Source organism: Curtobacterium sp. NPDC089689, assembly GCF_044749145.1.
Lineage (GTDB): Bacteria > Actinomycetota > Actinomycetes > Actinomycetales > Microbacteriaceae > Curtobacterium.
Genome location: NZ_JBIVHJ010000003.1, coordinates 121,941 through 138,773, shown reverse-complemented (window position 1 = coordinate 138,773; position 16,833 = coordinate 121,941). Strand labels below are relative to the sequence as shown.

Sequence of the window (16,833 nt, the reverse complement as noted above, 5' to 3'; positions counted from 1 at the left end):
TGTGGTCCTTTCGTGCCGTCGCTCAGGCGAGGACGTCGAGGCCCGCGGTGCGGACGGTGGTCGTGGTCGGGGTGCGGTGGGTGGCGGGGGCGGGTCGTGCCTCCCGGTCGTCGCGGACCGCCTGCGGACCGGGCGCCGGGCGATCGTCGCGCCGCGGGGCGGAGTCCGGGTGGTTCTGCGAGGACAGGTCGAGCGTCGTCGACAAACCGGTGCCGGCAGCGTCGCGGCGGAGGTCCGGCAGGACCTGGCGGACGGCCTCGCGTCCGGCGTCGGACGGCGCGTAGAGCTCGACGTGCATGCTGTGCGCGGTCACGTGGGCCCGCACGGTGACCGGCCCCAACGTGTCCGGCGTCACCTGCACGGTGACGACGTGCTCCCCCGGTCCGGCGTGGGCGAGGGAGAACACCGGTCGGGCGAGCTGCTGGGTGAAGGTCGCTGGCGCGGCGTTCGCGGTCGCGGCGCCGGACGGCGTCGCCGCGGCAGTGGGAGCGGTCGTCGACGGTGTCGGGAACGATGCGGGTGCGGCTCCGGCGCGTGCGCCGTCGACGGCCTGGAGGCTCGGCGCGGCTCCGGCGCTCGGCCGTCGGTCCGTCCCGGCGCCGGTCCCGTCGCCGCCCGTGCGGGTGCCCGCGGCCCCCGTCGGCTCAGCGGGGCTCGCGGTCCCCGCGCCGGTGGTGGCTGCCGTCGCCTCGGGCTGGGCCGTGGCGGGCTGCGTGGTCCTCGTGCCCGAGGGCACTGCCGCGGCGGCGGCCGTCGCACTGGCGTCCGTCGTGGCCGCCGGAGTGCTGAGCGGCTGCACGGGTGCGGCCGTCGTCGGGGACGGTGCCGTGACCGTGGCCGTCGTCGTGGACCGGGTTGCGCCCGAGGTGGTGGTCGGCTCCTGGGTCGTCGCGACCGTCTGGGTGCCGGCGAGTGCGGTCGAGGCGTGCACCGACGGGGCCGACGCCGTCGCGGGGACCTCGCTCGTGGTGGTCGCGGGGCGGGCGTCGGCGGGGGCGGCCCCGGGCGGGGGCGGAGCGGGGACGGGTGCCGGGGTGGTCAGGGCAGTGGTCGGGGCGGTGGTCGCGGCGGTCGGGGCGGCGGTCGCGGCGGCTGTCGCCACGGCACCGGCCGCGGTGCCAGCCACTGACGCTCCGGCCGTCCCGGTCACGCCGACGGGGTCCGTCCCGCTCGTGGTCGTGCCGGCGCTCGCGGGGAGTGCCCCGCCGAAGAGGGCGACCATCGGCACCGGCGTCCCGGCGGGCGTCCCGCCGGCGGTACCGTCCACGCTGCTGCCGATGACGGCGGTCGTCGTCGCGCCGCCCTGCTCGTCCGGCCGCTCCGTGCCCGGTGCGGCCGTGTCGGACGACGTCGTGCCGGCGCCGGTCGCCCGGGGAGCGGTGTCGCCCCCGGTGCCGGCCGCAGCATGGTCCTGTCGCGGACCGCGGGGCTGGGGGCCGGTGGGCGCCGCACCGGCGAGCACGTCGCCGAACGCTGCTCCCCCGTCGCCGGGACGCGTCGACGACGGCCGTCCGGTGGCGGCGGCCGTCGGCGGCGTGGTTGCGATCATCGTGCTCATGCGGCGCTCCCGGACTGCATCAGGGCCATCAGTGCGGCGGTCTGGAGGTCGGTCCCGGACCCGGCGGTCCCGGACCCGGCGGTGCCGGCCCCGGCGCTGCCGACGGCTGCGGTCCGGGCGGCGTCCTGTGCAGACGGCACGATGCGGCGGATCGTGGCGATGTCGGCGTCGGAGTACCAGTTGTCGACGATCCGGACGTCCTTGCCCGGTCGCGGCGCGTGCAGGACCTTGCCGTCGCCGACGTAGATGACGATGTGCTGCTCGCCCTTGGGGACGATGAGGTCCCCGGGCTGCGCGTCCTTGAGCGAGCCGACCGCGACCCCCATCTTCGCCTGGTCCGGCACGACCCGCGGCATGGTGACGCCGAGGTCCTTGAACACGGTCTGCACGAGCCCCGAGCAGTCCATGCCGGCGGTCGTGGTCCCGCCGAACACGTACGGGACGCCGAGGTACTTCTTCGCGTCGGCGACGACGTCGGCACCGGTCGCGCCGCTGCCCGTGGCGATGGTGCCCTTCCCGGCGTCGACCGACGTGGCGGGCGTCGTCCCGGCGAGCCCCGCGGCAGCCGTGAGGCCGGAGGCACCGGCAGCGCCGGTCGCCCCCGTCCCCGATCCGTTCGCCGTGGCGAGGGCATCGGCGAACGCCGTGGAGGACTCCGTCGACGCGGACCCGGCGGACGACGTCGTGTCGATGCTCCCCGTGCGCAGGGCGTCGATCTGGCCCTGGATCTCCGAGATCCGGGAGAGCACGGCGTCCACGCTCATCGGGCACCACCTTCCGCGCGGCTCCGTGCCGCGATCTCGTCGAGGGCGTTCTGTTCGGTGCGGAGTTCCTCCGCGGTGGCGGCGACGGTGTGCTGCTCCTCGAGCTTCTCGAGCCCGAGGGCCGCGCGTCGTGCGGTGTTGTACGTGTCCTGGGCCCGGTCGGCGTCGGCGCGGCGGCTCTGCACGACGGCGTCGAGCTCCTCGAGCATCCCGCGCGTGGCCGCCCGAGCGGCGGCGACGGCGCTGAGGGTCGCGGCGTCCTGGACGGGCTGCGCGTCGGCCTGGTCCGCGAGCGAACGGCGGGCAGCGACCCGGGCGTCGGCGGCGTCGCGGAGCCGCTCGTTCGCGGCTGCGAGCCCGGCGGCCGCACGGTCCTGTTCGGCGTGCCGGAGCCGGAGCAGGCCGGCGAGCGGGAACTTCCTGGCCATCAGGCACCACCCCCGACACCGAGCGTGCGCACGAGGGAGCCGAGGGCGTCCCACGAACCGGCCGCCGTCACGCGCTCGTCCATGCCCTGCCGGAGGAAGGCGTCGATCGCGTGTTGGTGGTCGACCGCGGCGTCGACGAGCGGGTTCGTCCCGCGCTGGTACGCGCCGACGTCGAGGAGGTCCTGCGCGGCACGGCGGGCGGCCATCACCGTCCGGAGTGCCGTCGCGGTGTCCCGCTGCTCACGGGTCGTCACCTTCGAGGCGACGCGCGACACCGACCCGAGCGCGTCGATCGACGGGAAGTGCCCGGTCACCGCGAGCTTCCGGTCGAGGACGACGTGCCCGTCGAGGATGCTCCGCGCGGCGTCGGCGATCGGCTCGTTGTGGTCGTCGCCGTCCACGAGCACCGTGTAGAGCCCCGTGACGCTGCCGACCCGGTCGGTCCCGGCCCGCTCAAGCAGTCCGGCGAGCACCGAGAACGTCGACGGCGGGTAGCCCCGGGTGGCCGGCGGCTCCCCGACCGACAGGCCGATCTCCCGCTGGGCCATGGCGACGCGGGTCAGCGAGTCCATCATGAGCACGACGTCCTGCCCGGCGTCGCGGAACGACTCGGCGATCCGGGTCGCGACGAACGCTGCACGGAGACGCATCAGGGCGGGCTCGTCCGAGGTCGACACGACGACGATCGACCGGGCGAGGCCCTCCGCGCCGAGGTCGTCCTCGAGGAACTCACGCACCTCGCGGCCGCGCTCCCCCACGAGCGCGATGACGTTGACGGCCGCGTCGCTCCCCCGCGCGATCATCGACAGCAGCGAGGACTTCCCCACGCCGGAGCCCGCGAAGAGGCCCATGCGCTGCCCCCGGCCGACGGTGGTCAGGGTGTCGAGCACACGGACACCGAGCTGCAGCGGCGTGTCGATGCGGGCGCGCCCCATGGCGTTCGGCGTCGGGTGGTCGAGCGGCACCAGGGCGTCGGGGTCGAGCGGTCCGCGGCCGTCGATCGGCCGTCCGAGCCCGTCGAGCACCCGCCCGAAGAGCCCGGTCCCGGTCGGGACGAGCACCGGGCGACCGGTGGGTCGGGCGGGCGTGCCGGCGGTGACGCCGACGAGCCGTCCGAGCGGCATGCACCGCACACCGGTCGGGTCGGTCGCGACGACCTCGACGGCCGTCTGCGGTGCCCCCTCGGCGCCGACGAGGACGACCTCGCCGACGTGCGCGTCGAGCCCCGCGACCGTGAGACCGAGCCCGACGGCGCTCGTCACGACGCCCTGGCGGACGGGCCGGGCATCGGCGACCGCGGCGTCGAGGCCGCGCGGACGCAGGAGGGTCGCGGTCACCGGGCGGCTCCCAGGGCCTCGCGTGCACGGTCGAGCGCCGCGCCGATGCGGGCGTCGAGCAGCCCGTCCGGCAGGTCGACGACGGCGTCGCCGTCGGACAGCGACGGGTCGCCCACGACCGGGACCGCCGTGTCGAGGTCGGCGACGCGCGCCGCATCGGCGACGCTGACGCGGACGCGCACCGCGACCGTCGGGTCGACCGAGGCGAGCGCCCGCAGGACGGTGGCCTCCGCGCCGGACGCACCCCGCGCCTCCGAGCCGTCGCTGGTGGCGGCCACCGGACGGGAGGCACGGATCGCGTACCCGACGACGGCCTCGGCCAGGTCCATGGCCGCGTCCGCGAGCGACGCCTCGGCGTCGCGGAGGACCGGCACCACCTGTGAGAGCAGCGCGTTCGTCGCGGCGTCGAGCACGGCGACGCGTCGGACGGTGTCGGCGGTGAGCGACGCGAGGCGCTGGTCGTGCTCGGCCTGCAAGCGCACCTGCAGTGCGGCGGTCTCGGCCTGCGCGGCACGGAGCCCCGCGGCGTAGCCGGCGGCGTGCCCACGGACCTCGGCCGCCGGGTCGGCGGTGGCGCCGGCGCCCGACCCGAGGACGGGGAACGTCATGCGCTGGACGGTCTGGTCAGTCAACGAGCTCGTCCTCCTCGGCGCGGTGGACGGTGATGACGCCCTGGGCCTCGAGTTCGCGGACCGAACGGACGACCTCGGCGCGGGCCTCCTCGACCTGGGACACGCGGATCGGCCCCATCGCCTGCAGCTCGTCGTCGAGGAGCTCGCGGTTGCGCTCGGACACGTTGGCGCGGATGGTCTCGACGACCGGCCCGGCAGCGCCCTTCATGGCGGTCGCGAGGATCTTCGAGTCGATGCCGCGGAGCACCTGCTGGATGTCGCGCGCCTCGAGCTTGACGATGTCCTCGAAGGTGAGCATCCGGGAGCGGATGTCCTCGGCGAGTTCGGGGTCCCGTGCCTCGAGTCCGTCGAGCACGGCCTTCTCGGTCGCGACGTCGGACCGGTTGATGATCTCGACCAGGGGTGCGATGCCGCCGACGACCTCGACGCTCTCGCGGGGCGACACCACGGCGCCGGCACGCTGCCGGAGCACCCCGGCGACGATCCCGACGGCCTCCGGGGTGGCGGAGCCCATCGTGGCGAACGCCTGCGCGACGTCGGTGCGGGCACGTTCGTCGACGCCCGCGAGCACCGCGCTCGCCTGCCCGGGCCCCAGGTGCGCCAGGACGAGTGCAATGGTCTGCGGGAGCTCGCCCTCGAGCAGGGTGACGACCTGGCCGGGCTCGGCGTCGTCGAGGAAGTCGAACGACTGCCCGGCGAGGTTCGACGCGAGCCGGTCCATGACACCCGCGGCGCGCTCGGCCCCGAAGGAGGCCTCGAGCAGCCCCATCGCGGTCTCCTTGCCGCCGCGCTTCTGCAGGCGGCCGCTCTGGGTCATGCGGTGGAACTCGGTCATCGTGCGGTCGACCACGGTGTCGTCGACACGGCGCATCCGGACGATCTCGGCGGAGATCTCCTCGGCCTCGAGCTCGGTGAACTGCTTCATCACCTCAGCGGCGCGGTCGGTCTCCATCTGCATGAGGATGAGCGCGACCTTCTGCGACCCGGTCAGGGGACGGTCGACGCCGCCGGACGAGCCGGGTCCGCCGAGACCGCCGCCGCTCGGGCTGAGGGCGCTCACACCGACGCCCGGTCGTCGAGGAGCCCGCGGAGGAGGTCGGCCGTGCGCTTCGGGTCGCGTTCGGCGAGTGCCTGGATGTCCTGGCGGCGGCGCTCGGCGCTGATGTCCTCGGTGGTGAGCAGCTCGGTCGGCGCGTCCTCGACGGGGAGCGTCGGCAGTGCGACGGTCGGGGCGTCGCCGGCGCGGAGCGCGTCGGGCTCGTCGACCGCGAGGGGCAGCTGGAACGTCTCGCCCGCGAACGCGTCGAGCTCGCCCAGGTCGACCGCCTCGCGCTCCTGGCGCCGGGCGCGTCGGGCGATCACCCACATGATCGCGATGAGCGCGAGGAGGCTGCCGATGACGATGCCGGCGGTCCGGATCGTCGCCCAGAGCGAGGCCTGCTGGTCGGCCTGCTGCTGCGCCTTGAGCGCGGCAGCGGCCTGGGAGGCGGCGGTCGTGTCGAAGTCCATCATCGCCACGGCGACCTTGTCCCCGCGGTTCGTGTCGACGCCGGCAGCCCGGGACACGAGGTCGTTGATGCTCTGCAGGTTCGCGTTCTGCACGCTCGCGGCCTTCGAGTTCAGCGCGACGGAGATCGACTGGTTCTCCAGCGCCCCGGCCGGGATCTGCGTCGTCTCGGTCGTGTGGTCGACGGCGTTGTTCTTCGTCGCGGACTCGTTCTTGTAGTCGTTCCCGGTGCCGCTGCTCGCGGCGCCGTTCGGGACCGCGATGTTGTCCGGGCCGAGGACGCCGGTGGCCCCGGCACCGCCCGCTCCCGAGCCGGCGCCGTACTGCTCGGTCGTGCTCGACTCGTTGAGGGCGACCGGGCCGCTCGTCGGCGCCGCGAACGACTCCGAGGTCTTCGTACCGGTGTTCTGGTTCATCGTGGCGGACACGACGACGGTCGCGTTGCCCGCGCCGAGGGTCGTGTCGAGGAGGTCCTGGATCTTCTTGCTGGTCGCCTGGTCGTAGTCGGCCGCCTGGTCGGTCCCGCTGCCCGCGGCGCCCGTGCCCACGGCCGAGAGGGTCTGCCCCTTCGAGTCGACGACGGACACGTCGGTCGGCTGCATGCCCTCGACCGCGGCGCTCGTCAGGTGCACGATCGCCTGCACCTGGTCGGAGCTGAGCTGCGCGCCGTTCTTCGTGGCGATGAACACCGACGCGGTCGGGTCCTTCTCCTCGGACACGAACACGGTCTTCTCCGGGATCGCGAGCTGCACGGACGCGGTCTGCACGCCGTCCATCGCCTGGATCGTCTTCGCGAGCTCGCCCTCGATCGCGCGCTTGTAGGTGACGTTCTGCTGGAACTCGGAGCTCGTCACGCCCATCTGGTCGAGGAGCGAGTAGCCGCCCTCGTTCGACGAGGGCAGGCCGTTCGCCGCGGCCTTGAGGCGCTCGGAATACACGGAGCCCTGCGGGACGAGGATCGTCGCACCGCCGTCGGTGAGCTGGTAGGGGACGCCGTCGGTGGTGAGCTGGTCGGTGACGCTCGCGGCGTCCGCGGCTGCGAGGCCGGTGAAGAGCGGCGCGTAGGACGCCTTGCCGAGCCAGCTGGCGAGGGCGATGCCGCCGAGCACGAGCGCGGCGACGACGAGGATCGCGATGGTGCGCTGGGCGGCGCTGAACCCCTTGACGTAGGCGGCGAGGCGCGCCCAGACGTTCTTGACGGCGACGGGCATCAGGCCTGCATCCTCATGATCTCGTTGAAGGCGTCGACGCCCTTGTTGCGGACGGCCGCGACGAGCTCGAGCGTGACCTGCGCGCGGGTGGCGGCGATGGTGGCGTCGTGGATGTCGTCGAGGTTGCCGGTGACGGCCTTGAGGGCGAGCGTCTTCGAGTCGCTCTGCAGCTGCTGGAGTCCGTCGACCGCGTTCCCGAGGCTCGCGGCGAAGCCGTCACCGGACGTGCCGGTCGCGGCGCTCGTCCCGACCCCGGTCGCGCCGACGGCACCGGCGCCGGTCGCGGCGTCGGTCGCGCCGGCGAAGGCGCGGGTCATCGCGTTGGTGGTCACACCGTTCACGGCGTCGATGGGCATCAGTTCTTCCCGATCTGCAGTGCCGCCTCGTAGGCGGTCTTGGCACGGTCGACCACGGCGGCGTTCGCCTGGTAGCCGCGCTGGGCCATGATGAGGTCCGCCATCTGCGTGCCGAGATCGATGTCCGGCATGCGGACGTAGCCCTCCGCGTTCGCGAGCGGGTTGTCCGGGTCGTACGTCACCCGTCCGGCGGCACTGCCGAACGCGGCACCCTTGACGTAGGCGCCTGAGACGCCGGCACCCTCCTGGACCTCGACGTAACGGGCCTGGAACGCGGAGTCGTCCATCGAGCGGACGGTGTTGACGTTCGCGATGTTGTCCGAGATCGCGTCGAGCCACTTCCGGTGTACGGTCATGCCGGTGCTCGCGATGCCGATCGCGTCGAACGTGGTCACGAGTTCGTCCGCATCGCCGCACGGACGCTGGTGAGCTCGGAGTTCATCGCCTGCGTCGCGAACTGGTAGCGGAGCACCGTGTCGACGTTCGAGAGGGTCTCCTCGTCGAGGTTCACGTTGTTGCCGTTGGTGTTCGTCGGCTCGAGGCTGCGCGCCACCGTGGGGGTCGTCGCACCGTTCCCGTCGACGATCGACTTCGCGAGGGCGTCCTCGAACTGCACCTTCTCGGCGTGGTAGTTCGGCGTGTTGATGTTCGCGACGTTGTTCGCGATCACCCGCTGGCGCATCGACAGGCCGTCGAGGGCACTCTGCAGTGCGGCGCTCGTCACGGAATCGAACACAGTTGGACCGTCCCCTCGGTCGACGCGCGTCCCCTGACGTCGTCGATGTGCGGTGGCCGATCCGTGGCCGGTTGGGCGAGCGATCCCTGCTCGTACGGGCCTGTCGGCCGCCGTGCGCGAGGGCGTAAGCCGTCGCCCCGAACGGGGGGCGGGGCAGGGCGGGTTCCGGGCTGGTTCACGAAACGCGCGTGTTTCGACAACCCGCTCGTCGTTCGACGCGTGCGACGTCGGAACGCGCGCGTTCCGTGCAGAGGGGCTGCGCTACGCGGAGGCGTCGAGGTAGACGGCCCCGCGCGGCTCGCGCGTCGCGTCGACGGCGCGCAGGGCACCGAGGTGCTCCAGGACCGCAGCGCGCTCGCCCTCCAGGGCACTCGCCCGGTCCCGCTGCGCGGCCAACAGCCGGGAGGCACGACCCACCAGGTCGCGCGGCACCGGTCCCAGCTCGGTCGGCTCGGTCCACGCCGCCGCGGCCGGCCCGGCAGCGGGTCCGGTCGCCGACCCGGCCACCTGCGCGGCGAGGTCCTGCTCCAGGGAGGTGAGCAGTGCCTCCCAGCCGGCCCGGAGGGCGCCGTCGTCAGGCGACACCGAGCGCCCCGCCCGCCACGTGTCCGACGACCGGTGCGGCGGATGCCGCCGGCAGCGACGCCGCGGCGTCGTGCCAGGCCTGCCGGAGCGGCTCGAGGATGCGGATGCAGTCGCGCGTCGCCTGGACGTCACGGTGCACGTTGGCCGTGATGAGCGACGTGCTCGCGTAGTTGTAGATCGCGAGGAGGCCCTCGCCGCCGTCCCACGCGTCGATGCGCAGGGTGGAGGAGAGTTCGCTGACGATGGCCTGCGCGTGCAGGAGCTGCTCGCGCGCGGCCTCCCAGTCGGAGCCGGTCTGCGCGGCCTCGGCGCGGTGCAGGTCGAGCAGGAGCCGGTCGTAGAGCATCGTCACGAGCTGGGCCGGCGTCGCGGAGAGCACGGCTTCGTTCGTGTACTGCGCGCGACGCTGGTCGGTCACGGTCCGGGGCTGCGCGGCCTGCCGGAAGGCGGCGGTCTGGAGGTCGTAGGTCATGGTCGTTCCCGTCAGGAGCTCGAGCTCGACAGTCCGGAGAGCTGGCCGGCGAGCCAACTCGACTGGGACTGGAGCTTGCTGAGGCTGGTCTCGAGCGCCGCGTACTGCGTCTGCAGGGTCGCACGGCGCATGGTGAGGCGGTCGGTCCAGCTGTCGATCTGGGTGGTGAGGTCCTTCGCGACCGACTGCTGGCCGGTGATCGAGGTGGTGATCGAGCCGGTGTACTTGTCCGACGCGGCGGTCGCGGCGGCCCCGACGTTCGCGGCGACGCCGGAGAGCATCGCCTGCGTGCCCTGGGGGTCCGCGGCCAGGGCCTTCTGGAACACGTCGGCGTCGAACGTGAAGTCGCCGTCCTTCGTGACGACGATGCCGATCGACGACGGGGACTTCCCGTTGACGGGCGCTGACATCGTGCTCGTCAGCCGCTGCATCGCGTCCCGCGTCGTGGCGTCCCCGGTGAGCACTCCTGCGGTCGTGGTCGCCGTCCCCGTGGTGGGGCTCGTGGTCGTCGTGACCGCGGTGTTCTGGCCGTAGTAGGACGTGATCGCGTTGATCGCGTCGACGAGTCCGGATGCGACCGCCTGGGCCTTCGAGGAGTCGCGGCCGATCGTGACCGTCACCGGGTCCGTCGTGGTCTGGCTGACCGTGACGTCGACACCCGGGAGCAGGTCGGTGAAGGTGTTCGAGGCGCTGGTGACGGTCTGCGCCGCAGCGGTGCCGGCCCAGAGCGTCACACTCGCGTCCTGCGCTGCCGTGACGACCGCGGCGCCGGTCCCGGTGAGGACGTTCGTCGCGGTGCCCGCCGTGACCTCGTCGCCGGTGCCCCGGTACACCTCGAACGCGCCGGCGGCACCGGTCTTCGTGGCGGTCAGCTGCAGGCGGTACTGCTTCGTGCCGTCCGCTGCGGTGCCGGCGGCGACCTTCGTCGCGGTGACACCCGCTCCGGCCTTGTTGATCGCCGAGACCGTGTCGTCGAGCGATCCGGACGCCGGGGTGACCGTCGTCTGCTTGCCGTCGGACCCGACGATCGTCAACGGGGCGGCATCGACGGACCACGTGGTCATCGCCGCGGTGACGCCGACCTGCGCGGTGGCCGTGGCCCCGACCGTGAACGACACGGATCCGGCGGCGGCCGAGGTGCCGGCGGCGACGGTGACGTTCGACGCCGAGCTCTTCGCCGTGAAGACGTCGAGTGACGCTGGCTTCGCGGCGTCGGTGGCCTTCGTGGCGAGGGACTGTACGAGCCCGTTGATCGTCTGGAGCGACGAGATGAACGAGTTCGTCGACGTGAGCTTGGTCTTCAGCAGGGTCTGCGGGACCTGCTCGATCGTCATGAGCGAGTTGATGAGGTCGGTGGTCTTGAGGCCACTGACCAGGCCGTCGATCGCGAGCGACGAACTCGAGGACACGGAGGACACGCGCGCTCCTTCAGACGGGACGAGAGGGGTGCGGCGCCCACCGGCACACCCGAACGGTGCCGGTGGACGCCGCGGGGTTCACTAGCGGAGGAGCGAGAGCACACCCTGCGTGCTCTGGTTCGCCTGCGCGAGCATCGAGGTGCCGGCCTGGCTGAGGATGTTGTCGCGCGTGTACTTGACCATCTCCTCTGCCATGTCGACATCGGTGATGCGCGAGCCTGCCGCGGTGAGGTTCTCCTTGGCCACGTTCGTCACGTTGATGGCGTGGTCGAAGCGGTTCTGGATGGCGCCGAGGTTCGAACGGGCGGACGAGACGGCGGCGATCTGCTCGTCGATGACCTTGATCGCGTTCTGGGCCGAGGTAGCCGAGTCGAACGAGATCTCGCCCGTGCCGGCGACACCGGTCTTGACCGCGCCATCGCCCGCCGCAGCACCGTCGACGGTGGCCTTCACCGCAGCACCGTCGGTGCCGAAGACCGTGACCTTGCCGTCCTTGAAGCTGGCGGTGAAGCCGTCGGCTGCACCCGCATCCAGCGCATTCTTCAGGGCGGTGTCGTCGTCGATGGTGTCGAAGTCGAGCGTCAGCGTCTTGCCGCCGGACTCGAAGGTGACCTTGCCGGTCGCCTTCGAAGAGTCGGCGATCGCGACCGACGTACCGGAGCCAGCCGCCACCTTGTCGGCGATCGACTTGATGTTGGCACCGGAGAGGTCGACCTCGATCTGGCTGCTCGTGTCACCGTTGGCGCCGACCTGGAAGGTCAGCTTGCCGTCACCGTTGGTGCCGGCGGATCCGTCGAGGAGGTTGATGCCGTTGAAGTTGGTCGACGCCGAGATGCGGGTCAGTTCCTTCTGGAGCTGGCCGACCTCGGTGCTGATCGCGGTGCGCGATGCATCGTTGTTCGAGTCGTTGCCCGCCTGGACGGCGAGGTCGCGCATGCGCTGGAGGATCGAGTGGGTCTCGGTGAGACCACCTTCAGCCGTCTGCACGACGGAGATGCCGTCCTGGGCGTTGCGGGCGGCAACCGTGAGGCCACCGACCTGGGACTTCAGCCCCTCGGAGATCGACAGACCGGCCGCGTCGTCGGCAGCACGGTTGATGCGGAGACCCGACGAGAGCTTCTCGAGGGACTTCGACAGGTCGTTCTGCGTCGAGTTGAGGTTCCGGTACGTGTTGAGTGCCGAGAGGTTGGTGTTGATGGACATACCCATGGTGGTTTCCTCCGTGAATCCTTGGGTTCGGTGTCTGCCCGTCCATGGGCTGACACGGGTGACTCTCGGCCGGCGGCGTCGAGTCGTTAGTGCCCGTTGCGGAAAAGTTCCGCAACGGGACGTCTACCCCGCCGCGGGCACCGGCGCCGCGGCGGCGTCGTGCACGGCGCGAGCCACCCCGGCGGCGGCGTTCGCGGCCACCTTCGCGAGGTAGGCGCTGCGGCGGGCGGCGGTGGTCCGGGACGCCGGCTCGGGCGTGGCCCCGCCGTCCCCGTAGTGCGTGGCGAGTCCGTCGCGGAGCAGGCGCATCGCCTCGGAGCGCTGCTGCGACACCGCGGAGTGCGTGATCCCGAGCTCGGCGGCGACGTCCGTGACGGACCGGTCGCCGAAGTAGACCTGCTCGACGATGAAACGCATCCGCTCCGGGAGCGCCTCGACCGCGGCGCGGAGGTAGCGGCGCTTCTCGGTCTCGAGGAGGTCGTCGCCCGGCAGCGCGATGTCCGCGGCGACGATGTCGTGCACCGTCTCGTCGATGGCGGTGACGGTGCGGCCGGCATCGCTCATGGCGTCCGCAGCGGTCTGGCGGTCGATGCCCATCGCGTCGGCGATCTCCTGCACGCCGACGGAGCGGCCGAGCCGGGCGGACAGCGCCTCCTGCGTGGCGAGGGTCTCGCGGATGCGTTTCCGGGTGCCGCGGGAGGCCCAGTCGGCGGAACGCATGTCGTCGGCGATCGCCCCGGTGATGCGGGTGCGGGCGTACGCACCGAACGGCACACCGAGGGTCGGGTCGAACGCGTCGGCGGCGGCGACCAGGGCGAGGGAACCGACGGCGGCGAGGTCGTCCCGGTCGAGGTGGGTGGCGCGTGCTCGGACGTCGGCGACGATGTAGCCGACGAGCGGGAGGTGCTCGACGATCATCGTGTTGCGTTCGGTGCGGTCCATGCTGCTGATCCCCTGATCGACCTGAAGCCCGTCCGTGGGTCGCCCGTCGGTGGGCACGACGGACACCGGCCTCGGCAGGCCGGAACGTACGTCGAAGACCGCCCGGGTCCCTCCGGGCGGGCACCTCCGCGTCCCTGCGACGCGTGCCGGGTCTGTCCCCCGGGGTGCGTTCTGAATGTATCGGCTGGGAAGGCTCTGAACAGGCCCTCATCCGTACCCAGTGCGGGGGTGACCCCCGTCGATCCGGGTCGGCATTTGGGAGGACACGAGGCTCGGAACAGCCGGTTCTGTCCCCCGATCGCCGTCCGGACGGGAGGCCCGGGGTACGCCCGCCCCGCCGGTCGCGCCGCATCGCGTCCCGTCGGTTCTGCGCGCACGTCAGCGCACGGCGCTTACGTCACCACCTCGCGGACCGATAGTCCACGGTGTCCGCAGGATGACGGACCGAACCACCACCCGGGAGGAGCTGATGAGCGTGAACGACCTGTCCGCCGTACTGTGGCGCGAACGTGAACTGCTCGAACTGCTCACGTTCAAGCTCGAGGAGGAGCAGCTGCTCCTCGCTGCCGGGCGTTCCCGCTGGGTGTCGCACGCCAGCCGTGAGGTCGAGCAGGTGCTCGAACGACTCCGGAGCACCGGGCTCGAGCGGGCCGCGTCGAGCGCCGAGGTCGCCGAGGAGTGGGGCGTCGCCGCCGACGCTCCCCTGCGTGACGTCGTCGCCGCCGCGCCGAACGGCCCGTGGGGCGAGATCCTCGGCGCGCACCTCACGGCCATGGTCGAGTTGACGACGCAGATCGGTGCGCTCCGCGACGAGAACGACCGCTTCCTCCGCGCCGCGGCCCACGCGACCGAGGAGACCCTCGCCGGCACGGTCGGGACTCCGGCGACGTACGACGCCAGCGGCACGAGCGGCTCCGGCGCCGACGGGGCGCGCTTGTTCGAGGGGAACCTCTAGTCGTGGTCAGCACCTTCGGTTCCCTCGCGACGGCGTACTCCGGCCTGGCCGCCGCCCGCGCCGGCATCGACGTCACCGGGCAGAACATCGCGAACGCCGGGACCGCCGGGTACACCCGGCAGCGGGTGACCCAGTCGTCGATCCCCGCCGCCCAGACCGGGTTCGTGCGCGGCACGGCGGCCCTCGCCGGGCAGGGCGTCTCGGTCGACGGCATCGCCCGGCTCGGGTCCCTGACGCTCGACGCCGGCGTGCGCGTCGCCGCGGGTTCCTCTGCGTACGCCGACGCCCGCGCCACCGCGCTGAGCGCCCTCGAGACCGGCCTGCAGGAGCCCGGCAAGGACGGCCTCTCCGCCAAGCTCGACGCGTTCTGGTCGGCGTGGGGCCAGGTCGCGGCACACCCCGACGACCCCGGTGCCGCGAGCACGCTCCTCGGCGCCGCGAACACCGTCGCGTCGACGTTGTCGAGCGGTTCGAAGGCGCTCGACCAGCAGTGGTCGCAGGTCCGCGCGACCGTCGCCGCCCAGGTGACGCAGCTGAACGACGCCGCGAAGCAGGTCGCCGACCTGAACGGGCAGATCCGGTCCGCGCTCGCTGCGGGCGGCAACGCGAACGAACTGCTCGACCAGCGCGACCAGCTCACCGAGCAGATCGCGACCCTGGCCGGCGGGACCGTCCGGACGAACGCGGACGGCACGGCCGACGTGCTCATCGGCGGGAACCCGATCGTGCAGGGCACCGACGCGCGCTCCCTGGCCCTCGGCGGCGCGACCGCGCTGCGCGACGGCGCCGCGGTGACCCTGACCTGGACGTCCGGGCAGGCCGGCGCGGTGTCGCTGTCCGGCGGGTCGATCGGCGGCGCGCTGTCGCTCCTGGCCCCCGCGGACGCCCAGGGCACCGGCGGTGCGCTCGCACAGGCGTCTGCCTCGTACGACGCCGTGGCGACGAAGCTCGCGGCCGTCGTGAACGCCGTGCACGAGTCCGGCTCCACGGCGGACGGCACCGCGGGCCACGCCTTCTTCGCCGTCGCGCCCGGGGTGCCCGCGGCACAGGGGCTGTCCGTCGTCCCCACGGACGCGAGCGGTCTGGCGACGCGGAACGCGGCGGGGGAACTCGACGACTCGTTCGCCGACGCGCTCGCGCGGCTCGGGGCGGCGTCCGACGGTCCGGACGCGGCCTGGGCGACGTTCGTGACGGGGGTGGGCAGTGCCTCCCGGTCGGCCGCGTCGGAATCGACGCTCACCGGACTCGCACTGACCAGCGCGCGCACCCAGCAGCAGTCGGGTGCCGGCGTCGACCTCGACGAGGAGAACGTCAACCTGCTGAGCTACCAGCATGCGTACCAGGGCGCCGCGCGCGTCTTGACCGCCGTCGACGAGATGCTCGACACCATCATCAACCGCGTCGGCCTCGTCGGCAGGAGCTGAACATGATCACCCGGGTGACCACCCAGATGTCGGTGGCCGCGGCCAGCGCACGCCTGCAGGCCGGCGCCGCGAAGGTCGCGCAGCTGACCGACCAGGCGACCACGCTCAAGAACATCTCGCGGCCGTCCGACGACCCGGTCGGGACCGGCACGTCGATGCAGGTGCGCAAGGAGCAGGCCGCGAACGCCCAGTACGCCCGGAACGCGGACGACGCGGTGGGCTGGCTCGCGACGACCGACAGCACGCTGACGTCGGTGTACTCGGTGCTCACGAACGTGCGCGACCTCACCGTCCAGGCCGCGAACTCCGGCACCATGAGCGACACCGACCGCGATGCGTTCATCACCGAGTTCCGGGCGCTGAAGTCGGACCTCGAGGCCCGGGCGAACACGACGTACGGCACCAGGAACGTCTTCGCGGGCTCGTCGACCGCCGCGACCGCGTACGACCCGGCAAGCGGGTTCGCCGCCTCGGGCACCGCGGTCTCGCGACGGGTCGGCGACGCCCAGTCCGTCCGGGTCGACACCCCCGGATCGGCCGTGTTCGGCTTCGGGTCGACGTCGGTGTTCTCGGTGATCGACTCGATCGTGTCCGACCTGCAGAACGGCGTGAACGTGAACCCGAGGCTCAACGACGTCGACGGTGCGATCGACACCGTGCGGAGCGCCCAGGCGGACGTCGGTGTCCGGCACGCGGCTGCGTTGACCGCGCAGGACTCGCTGAAGACCGCGTCCGTCGCGCTCGAGGGGCGCCGGTCGGACGTCGAGGACAAGGACCTCGCGAAGGCCGTCCTCGACCTCCAGGTGCAGCAGACCAACTACCAGGCAGCACTCGCCGTGACCGCGAAGGTGCTGCAGCCGACCCTGATGGACTACCTCCGATGAGCATCGACCTGACGTTCCCCGTCCCGCCGTTCGGCCTGAGCGGATCGGTCTTCACGCTGACACCGGTCGAGGGCTCCGAGGGGCTGTTCACCCTGGTCGGCGACGGTTCGCGCCTGTTCCTGCTCGACGCCGCGGTGCACCTGCCCGCGTACGAGCCGGTGCTCTCCACCGCACAGGTCGACGTGCTCGGGCTCACCGCGCCCGAGGACGCCATGCTCCTCGTCGTCGCGAACCCTGCAGCAGAGGGCACCACGGTGAACCTGCTCGCCCCTGTCGTCGTGAACGCCCGGACCTCGGTCGGCGCCCAGCTCATCCTCGAGGACCAGGACTTCCCGCTGCGCGCGGAGCTCGCCCGCCGCTAGGGGCGCGGCGGGTCGGGGGGCGGACCGGCGGGTCGGCCGGGCGGGTCGGTCGG

At 72.7% G+C, this 16,833-nt stretch carries 19 protein-coding genes; 4 read left to right on the top strand and 15 right to left on the bottom strand.

The genetic code is table 11. The annotated features are described in order from the left end of the window. Window positions 1-22 precede the first annotated feature (22 nt). The 15 genes from ACIPYW_RS12260 to ACIPYW_RS12190 all read right to left on the bottom strand — a co-directional run bounded on the left by ACIPYW_RS12260 (window position 23) and on the right by ACIPYW_RS12190 (window position 13,155). Window positions 23-1,558: a flagellar hook-length control protein FliK gene (locus ACIPYW_RS12260; protein ID WP_400413896.1), complete on the bottom strand. Its 1,536-nt coding sequence runs from the start codon at window positions 1,556-1,558 to the stop codon at window positions 23-25. Continuing rightward, entirely contained in the window at window positions 1,555-2,322 is a 768-nt protein-coding gene (locus tag ACIPYW_RS12255; RefSeq protein WP_400413894.1) for a C40 family peptidase, read from the bottom strand. The genes ACIPYW_RS12260 and ACIPYW_RS12255 overlap by 4 nt, the downstream gene beginning before the upstream one ends. Further along, entirely contained in the window at window positions 2,319-2,750 is a 432-nt protein-coding gene (locus tag ACIPYW_RS12250) for a flagellar FliJ family protein (RefSeq protein WP_400413892.1), read from the bottom strand. The genes ACIPYW_RS12255 and ACIPYW_RS12250 overlap by 4 nt, the downstream gene beginning before the upstream one ends. Further along, window positions 2,750-4,087 carry a FliI/YscN family ATPase gene (locus tag ACIPYW_RS12245; RefSeq protein WP_400413890.1) on the bottom strand — a complete coding sequence of 446 codons (1,338 nt, stop codon included), beginning with the start codon at window positions 4,085-4,087 and terminating at the stop codon, window positions 2,750-2,752. The genes ACIPYW_RS12250 and ACIPYW_RS12245 overlap by 1 nt, the downstream gene beginning before the upstream one ends. Next, window positions 4,084-4,719 (bottom strand): hypothetical protein, encoded by a 636-nt coding sequence (locus tag ACIPYW_RS12240; protein ID WP_400413888.1) that lies wholly within the window; start codon window positions 4,717-4,719, stop codon window positions 4,084-4,086. Before ACIPYW_RS12240 ends, ACIPYW_RS12245 begins: the two co-directional genes overlap by 4 nt. Beyond that, window positions 4,712-5,779, bottom strand: a complete 1,068-nt coding sequence (fliG, locus tag ACIPYW_RS12235; protein ID WP_400413886.1) for a flagellar motor switch protein FliG — start codon at window positions 5,777-5,779, stop codon at window positions 4,712-4,714. Before fliG ends, ACIPYW_RS12240 begins: the two co-directional genes overlap by 8 nt. Beyond that, window positions 5,776-7,437 carry a flagellar basal-body MS-ring/collar protein FliF gene (gene fliF, locus ACIPYW_RS12230; RefSeq protein ID WP_400413883.1) on the bottom strand — a complete coding sequence of 554 codons (1,662 nt, stop codon included), beginning with the start codon at window positions 7,435-7,437 and terminating at the stop codon, window positions 5,776-5,778. The genes fliG and fliF overlap by 4 nt, the downstream gene beginning before the upstream one ends. Next, window positions 7,437-7,793 (bottom strand): flagellar hook-basal body complex protein FliE, encoded by a 357-nt coding sequence (gene fliE / locus ACIPYW_RS12225; protein WP_290131857.1) that lies wholly within the window; start codon window positions 7,791-7,793, stop codon window positions 7,437-7,439. Before fliE ends, fliF begins: the two co-directional genes overlap by 1 nt. Beyond that, complete coding sequence (locus ACIPYW_RS12220; RefSeq protein ID WP_096899330.1) at window positions 7,793-8,188, bottom strand: flagellar basal body rod protein FlgC; 396 nt, start codon at window positions 8,186-8,188, stop codon at window positions 7,793-7,795. Before ACIPYW_RS12220 ends, fliE begins: the two co-directional genes overlap by 1 nt. Beyond that, on the bottom strand, window positions 8,185-8,529 hold the full coding sequence (locus ACIPYW_RS12215) for a flagellar basal body rod protein FlgB (RefSeq protein ID WP_400413880.1): 345 nt from the start codon (window positions 8,527-8,529) through the stop codon (window positions 8,185-8,187). Before ACIPYW_RS12215 ends, ACIPYW_RS12220 begins: the two co-directional genes overlap by 4 nt. A 261-nt stretch (window positions 8,530-8,790) precedes the next feature. Beyond that, on the bottom strand, window positions 8,791-9,114 hold the full coding sequence (locus tag ACIPYW_RS12210; RefSeq protein WP_400413878.1) for a hypothetical protein: 324 nt from the start codon (window positions 9,112-9,114) through the stop codon (window positions 8,791-8,793). Next, a complete protein-coding gene (fliS, locus tag ACIPYW_RS12205) occupies window positions 9,104-9,586 on the bottom strand; it encodes a flagellar export chaperone FliS (protein WP_400413876.1) in 483 nt (160 codons plus the stop codon). Before fliS ends, ACIPYW_RS12210 begins: the two co-directional genes overlap by 11 nt. 11 nt (window positions 9,587-9,597) lie before the next feature. Beyond that, a complete protein-coding gene (gene fliD / locus ACIPYW_RS12200; RefSeq protein ID WP_400413873.1) occupies window positions 9,598-11,004 on the bottom strand; it encodes a flagellar filament capping protein FliD in 1,407 nt (468 codons plus the stop codon). A gap of 81 nt (window positions 11,005-11,085) precedes the next feature. After that, a complete protein-coding gene (locus ACIPYW_RS12195; protein ID WP_400413871.1) occupies window positions 11,086-12,213 on the bottom strand; it encodes a flagellin in 1,128 nt (375 codons plus the stop codon). Between the two features lie 123 nt (window positions 12,214-12,336). Further along, window positions 12,337-13,155: a sigma-70 family RNA polymerase sigma factor gene (locus tag ACIPYW_RS12190; protein ID WP_400413869.1), complete on the bottom strand. Its 819-nt coding sequence runs from the start codon at window positions 13,153-13,155 to the stop codon at window positions 12,337-12,339. A gap of 436 nt (window positions 13,156-13,591) precedes the next feature. Between ACIPYW_RS12190 and ACIPYW_RS12185 the strand changes: the two genes are divergently transcribed. From ACIPYW_RS12185 to fliW, 4 genes are read left to right on the top strand one after another with little or no spacing between them, the layout of a single operon-like run. Then, window positions 13,592-14,110 (top strand): flagellar protein FlgN, encoded by a 519-nt coding sequence (locus tag ACIPYW_RS12185; RefSeq protein WP_400413866.1) that lies wholly within the window; start codon window positions 13,592-13,594, stop codon window positions 14,108-14,110. Between the two features lie 2 nt (window positions 14,111-14,112). Then, a complete protein-coding gene (gene flgK / locus ACIPYW_RS12180; protein WP_400413864.1) occupies window positions 14,113-15,534 on the top strand; it encodes a flagellar hook-associated protein FlgK in 1,422 nt (473 codons plus the stop codon). Between the two features lie 2 nt (window positions 15,535-15,536). Beyond that, complete coding sequence (gene flgL, locus ACIPYW_RS12175) at window positions 15,537-16,418, top strand: flagellar hook-associated protein FlgL (protein ID WP_400413862.1); 882 nt, start codon at window positions 15,537-15,539, stop codon at window positions 16,416-16,418. Further along, window positions 16,415-16,780, top strand: coding sequence for a flagellar assembly protein FliW (gene fliW, locus ACIPYW_RS12170; protein ID WP_400413859.1), 366 nt, complete (start codon window positions 16,415-16,417; stop codon window positions 16,778-16,780). Before flgL ends, fliW begins: the two co-directional genes overlap by 4 nt. Window positions 16,781-16,833: the final 53 nt, after the last annotated feature.

What these genes read in the sequence shown, in the direction of transcription:
- ACIPYW_RS12260 (WP_400413896.1), bottom strand. Translation starts at nt 1,558, where the DNA reads ATGAGCACGATGATCGCAACCACGCCGCCGACGGCCGCCGCCACCGGA.
- ACIPYW_RS12255 (WP_400413894.1), bottom strand. Translation starts at nt 2,322, where the DNA reads ATGAGCGTGGACGCCGTGCTCTCCCGGATCTCGGAGATCCAGGGCCAG.
- ACIPYW_RS12250 (WP_400413892.1), bottom strand. Translation starts at nt 2,750, where the DNA reads ATGGCCAGGAAGTTCCCGCTCGCCGGCCTGCTCCGGCTCCGGCACGCC.
- fliF (WP_400413883.1), bottom strand. Translation starts at nt 7,437, where the DNA reads ATGCCCGTCGCCGTCAAGAACGTCTGGGCGCGCCTCGCCGCCTACGTC.
- fliE (WP_290131857.1), bottom strand. Translation starts at nt 7,793, where the DNA reads ATGCCCATCGACGCCGTGAACGGTGTGACCACCAACGCGATGACCCGC.
- fliS (WP_400413876.1), bottom strand. Translation starts at nt 9,586, where the DNA reads ATGACCTACGACCTCCAGACCGCCGCCTTCCGGCAGGCCGCGCAGCCC.
- ACIPYW_RS12195 (WP_400413871.1), bottom strand. Translation starts at nt 12,213, where the DNA reads ATGGGTATGTCCATCAACACCAACCTCTCGGCACTCAACACGTACCGG.
- ACIPYW_RS12190 (WP_400413869.1), bottom strand. Translation starts at nt 13,155, where the DNA reads ATGGACCGCACCGAACGCAACACGATGATCGTCGAGCACCTCCCGCTC.
- ACIPYW_RS12185 (WP_400413866.1), top strand. Translation starts at nt 13,592, where the DNA reads ATGACGGACCGAACCACCACCCGGGAGGAGCTGATGAGCGTGAACGAC.
- flgL (WP_400413862.1), top strand. Translation starts at nt 15,537, where the DNA reads ATGATCACCCGGGTGACCACCCAGATGTCGGTGGCCGCGGCCAGCGCA.
- fliW (WP_400413859.1), top strand. Translation starts at nt 16,415, where the DNA reads ATGAGCATCGACCTGACGTTCCCCGTCCCGCCGTTCGGCCTGAGCGGA.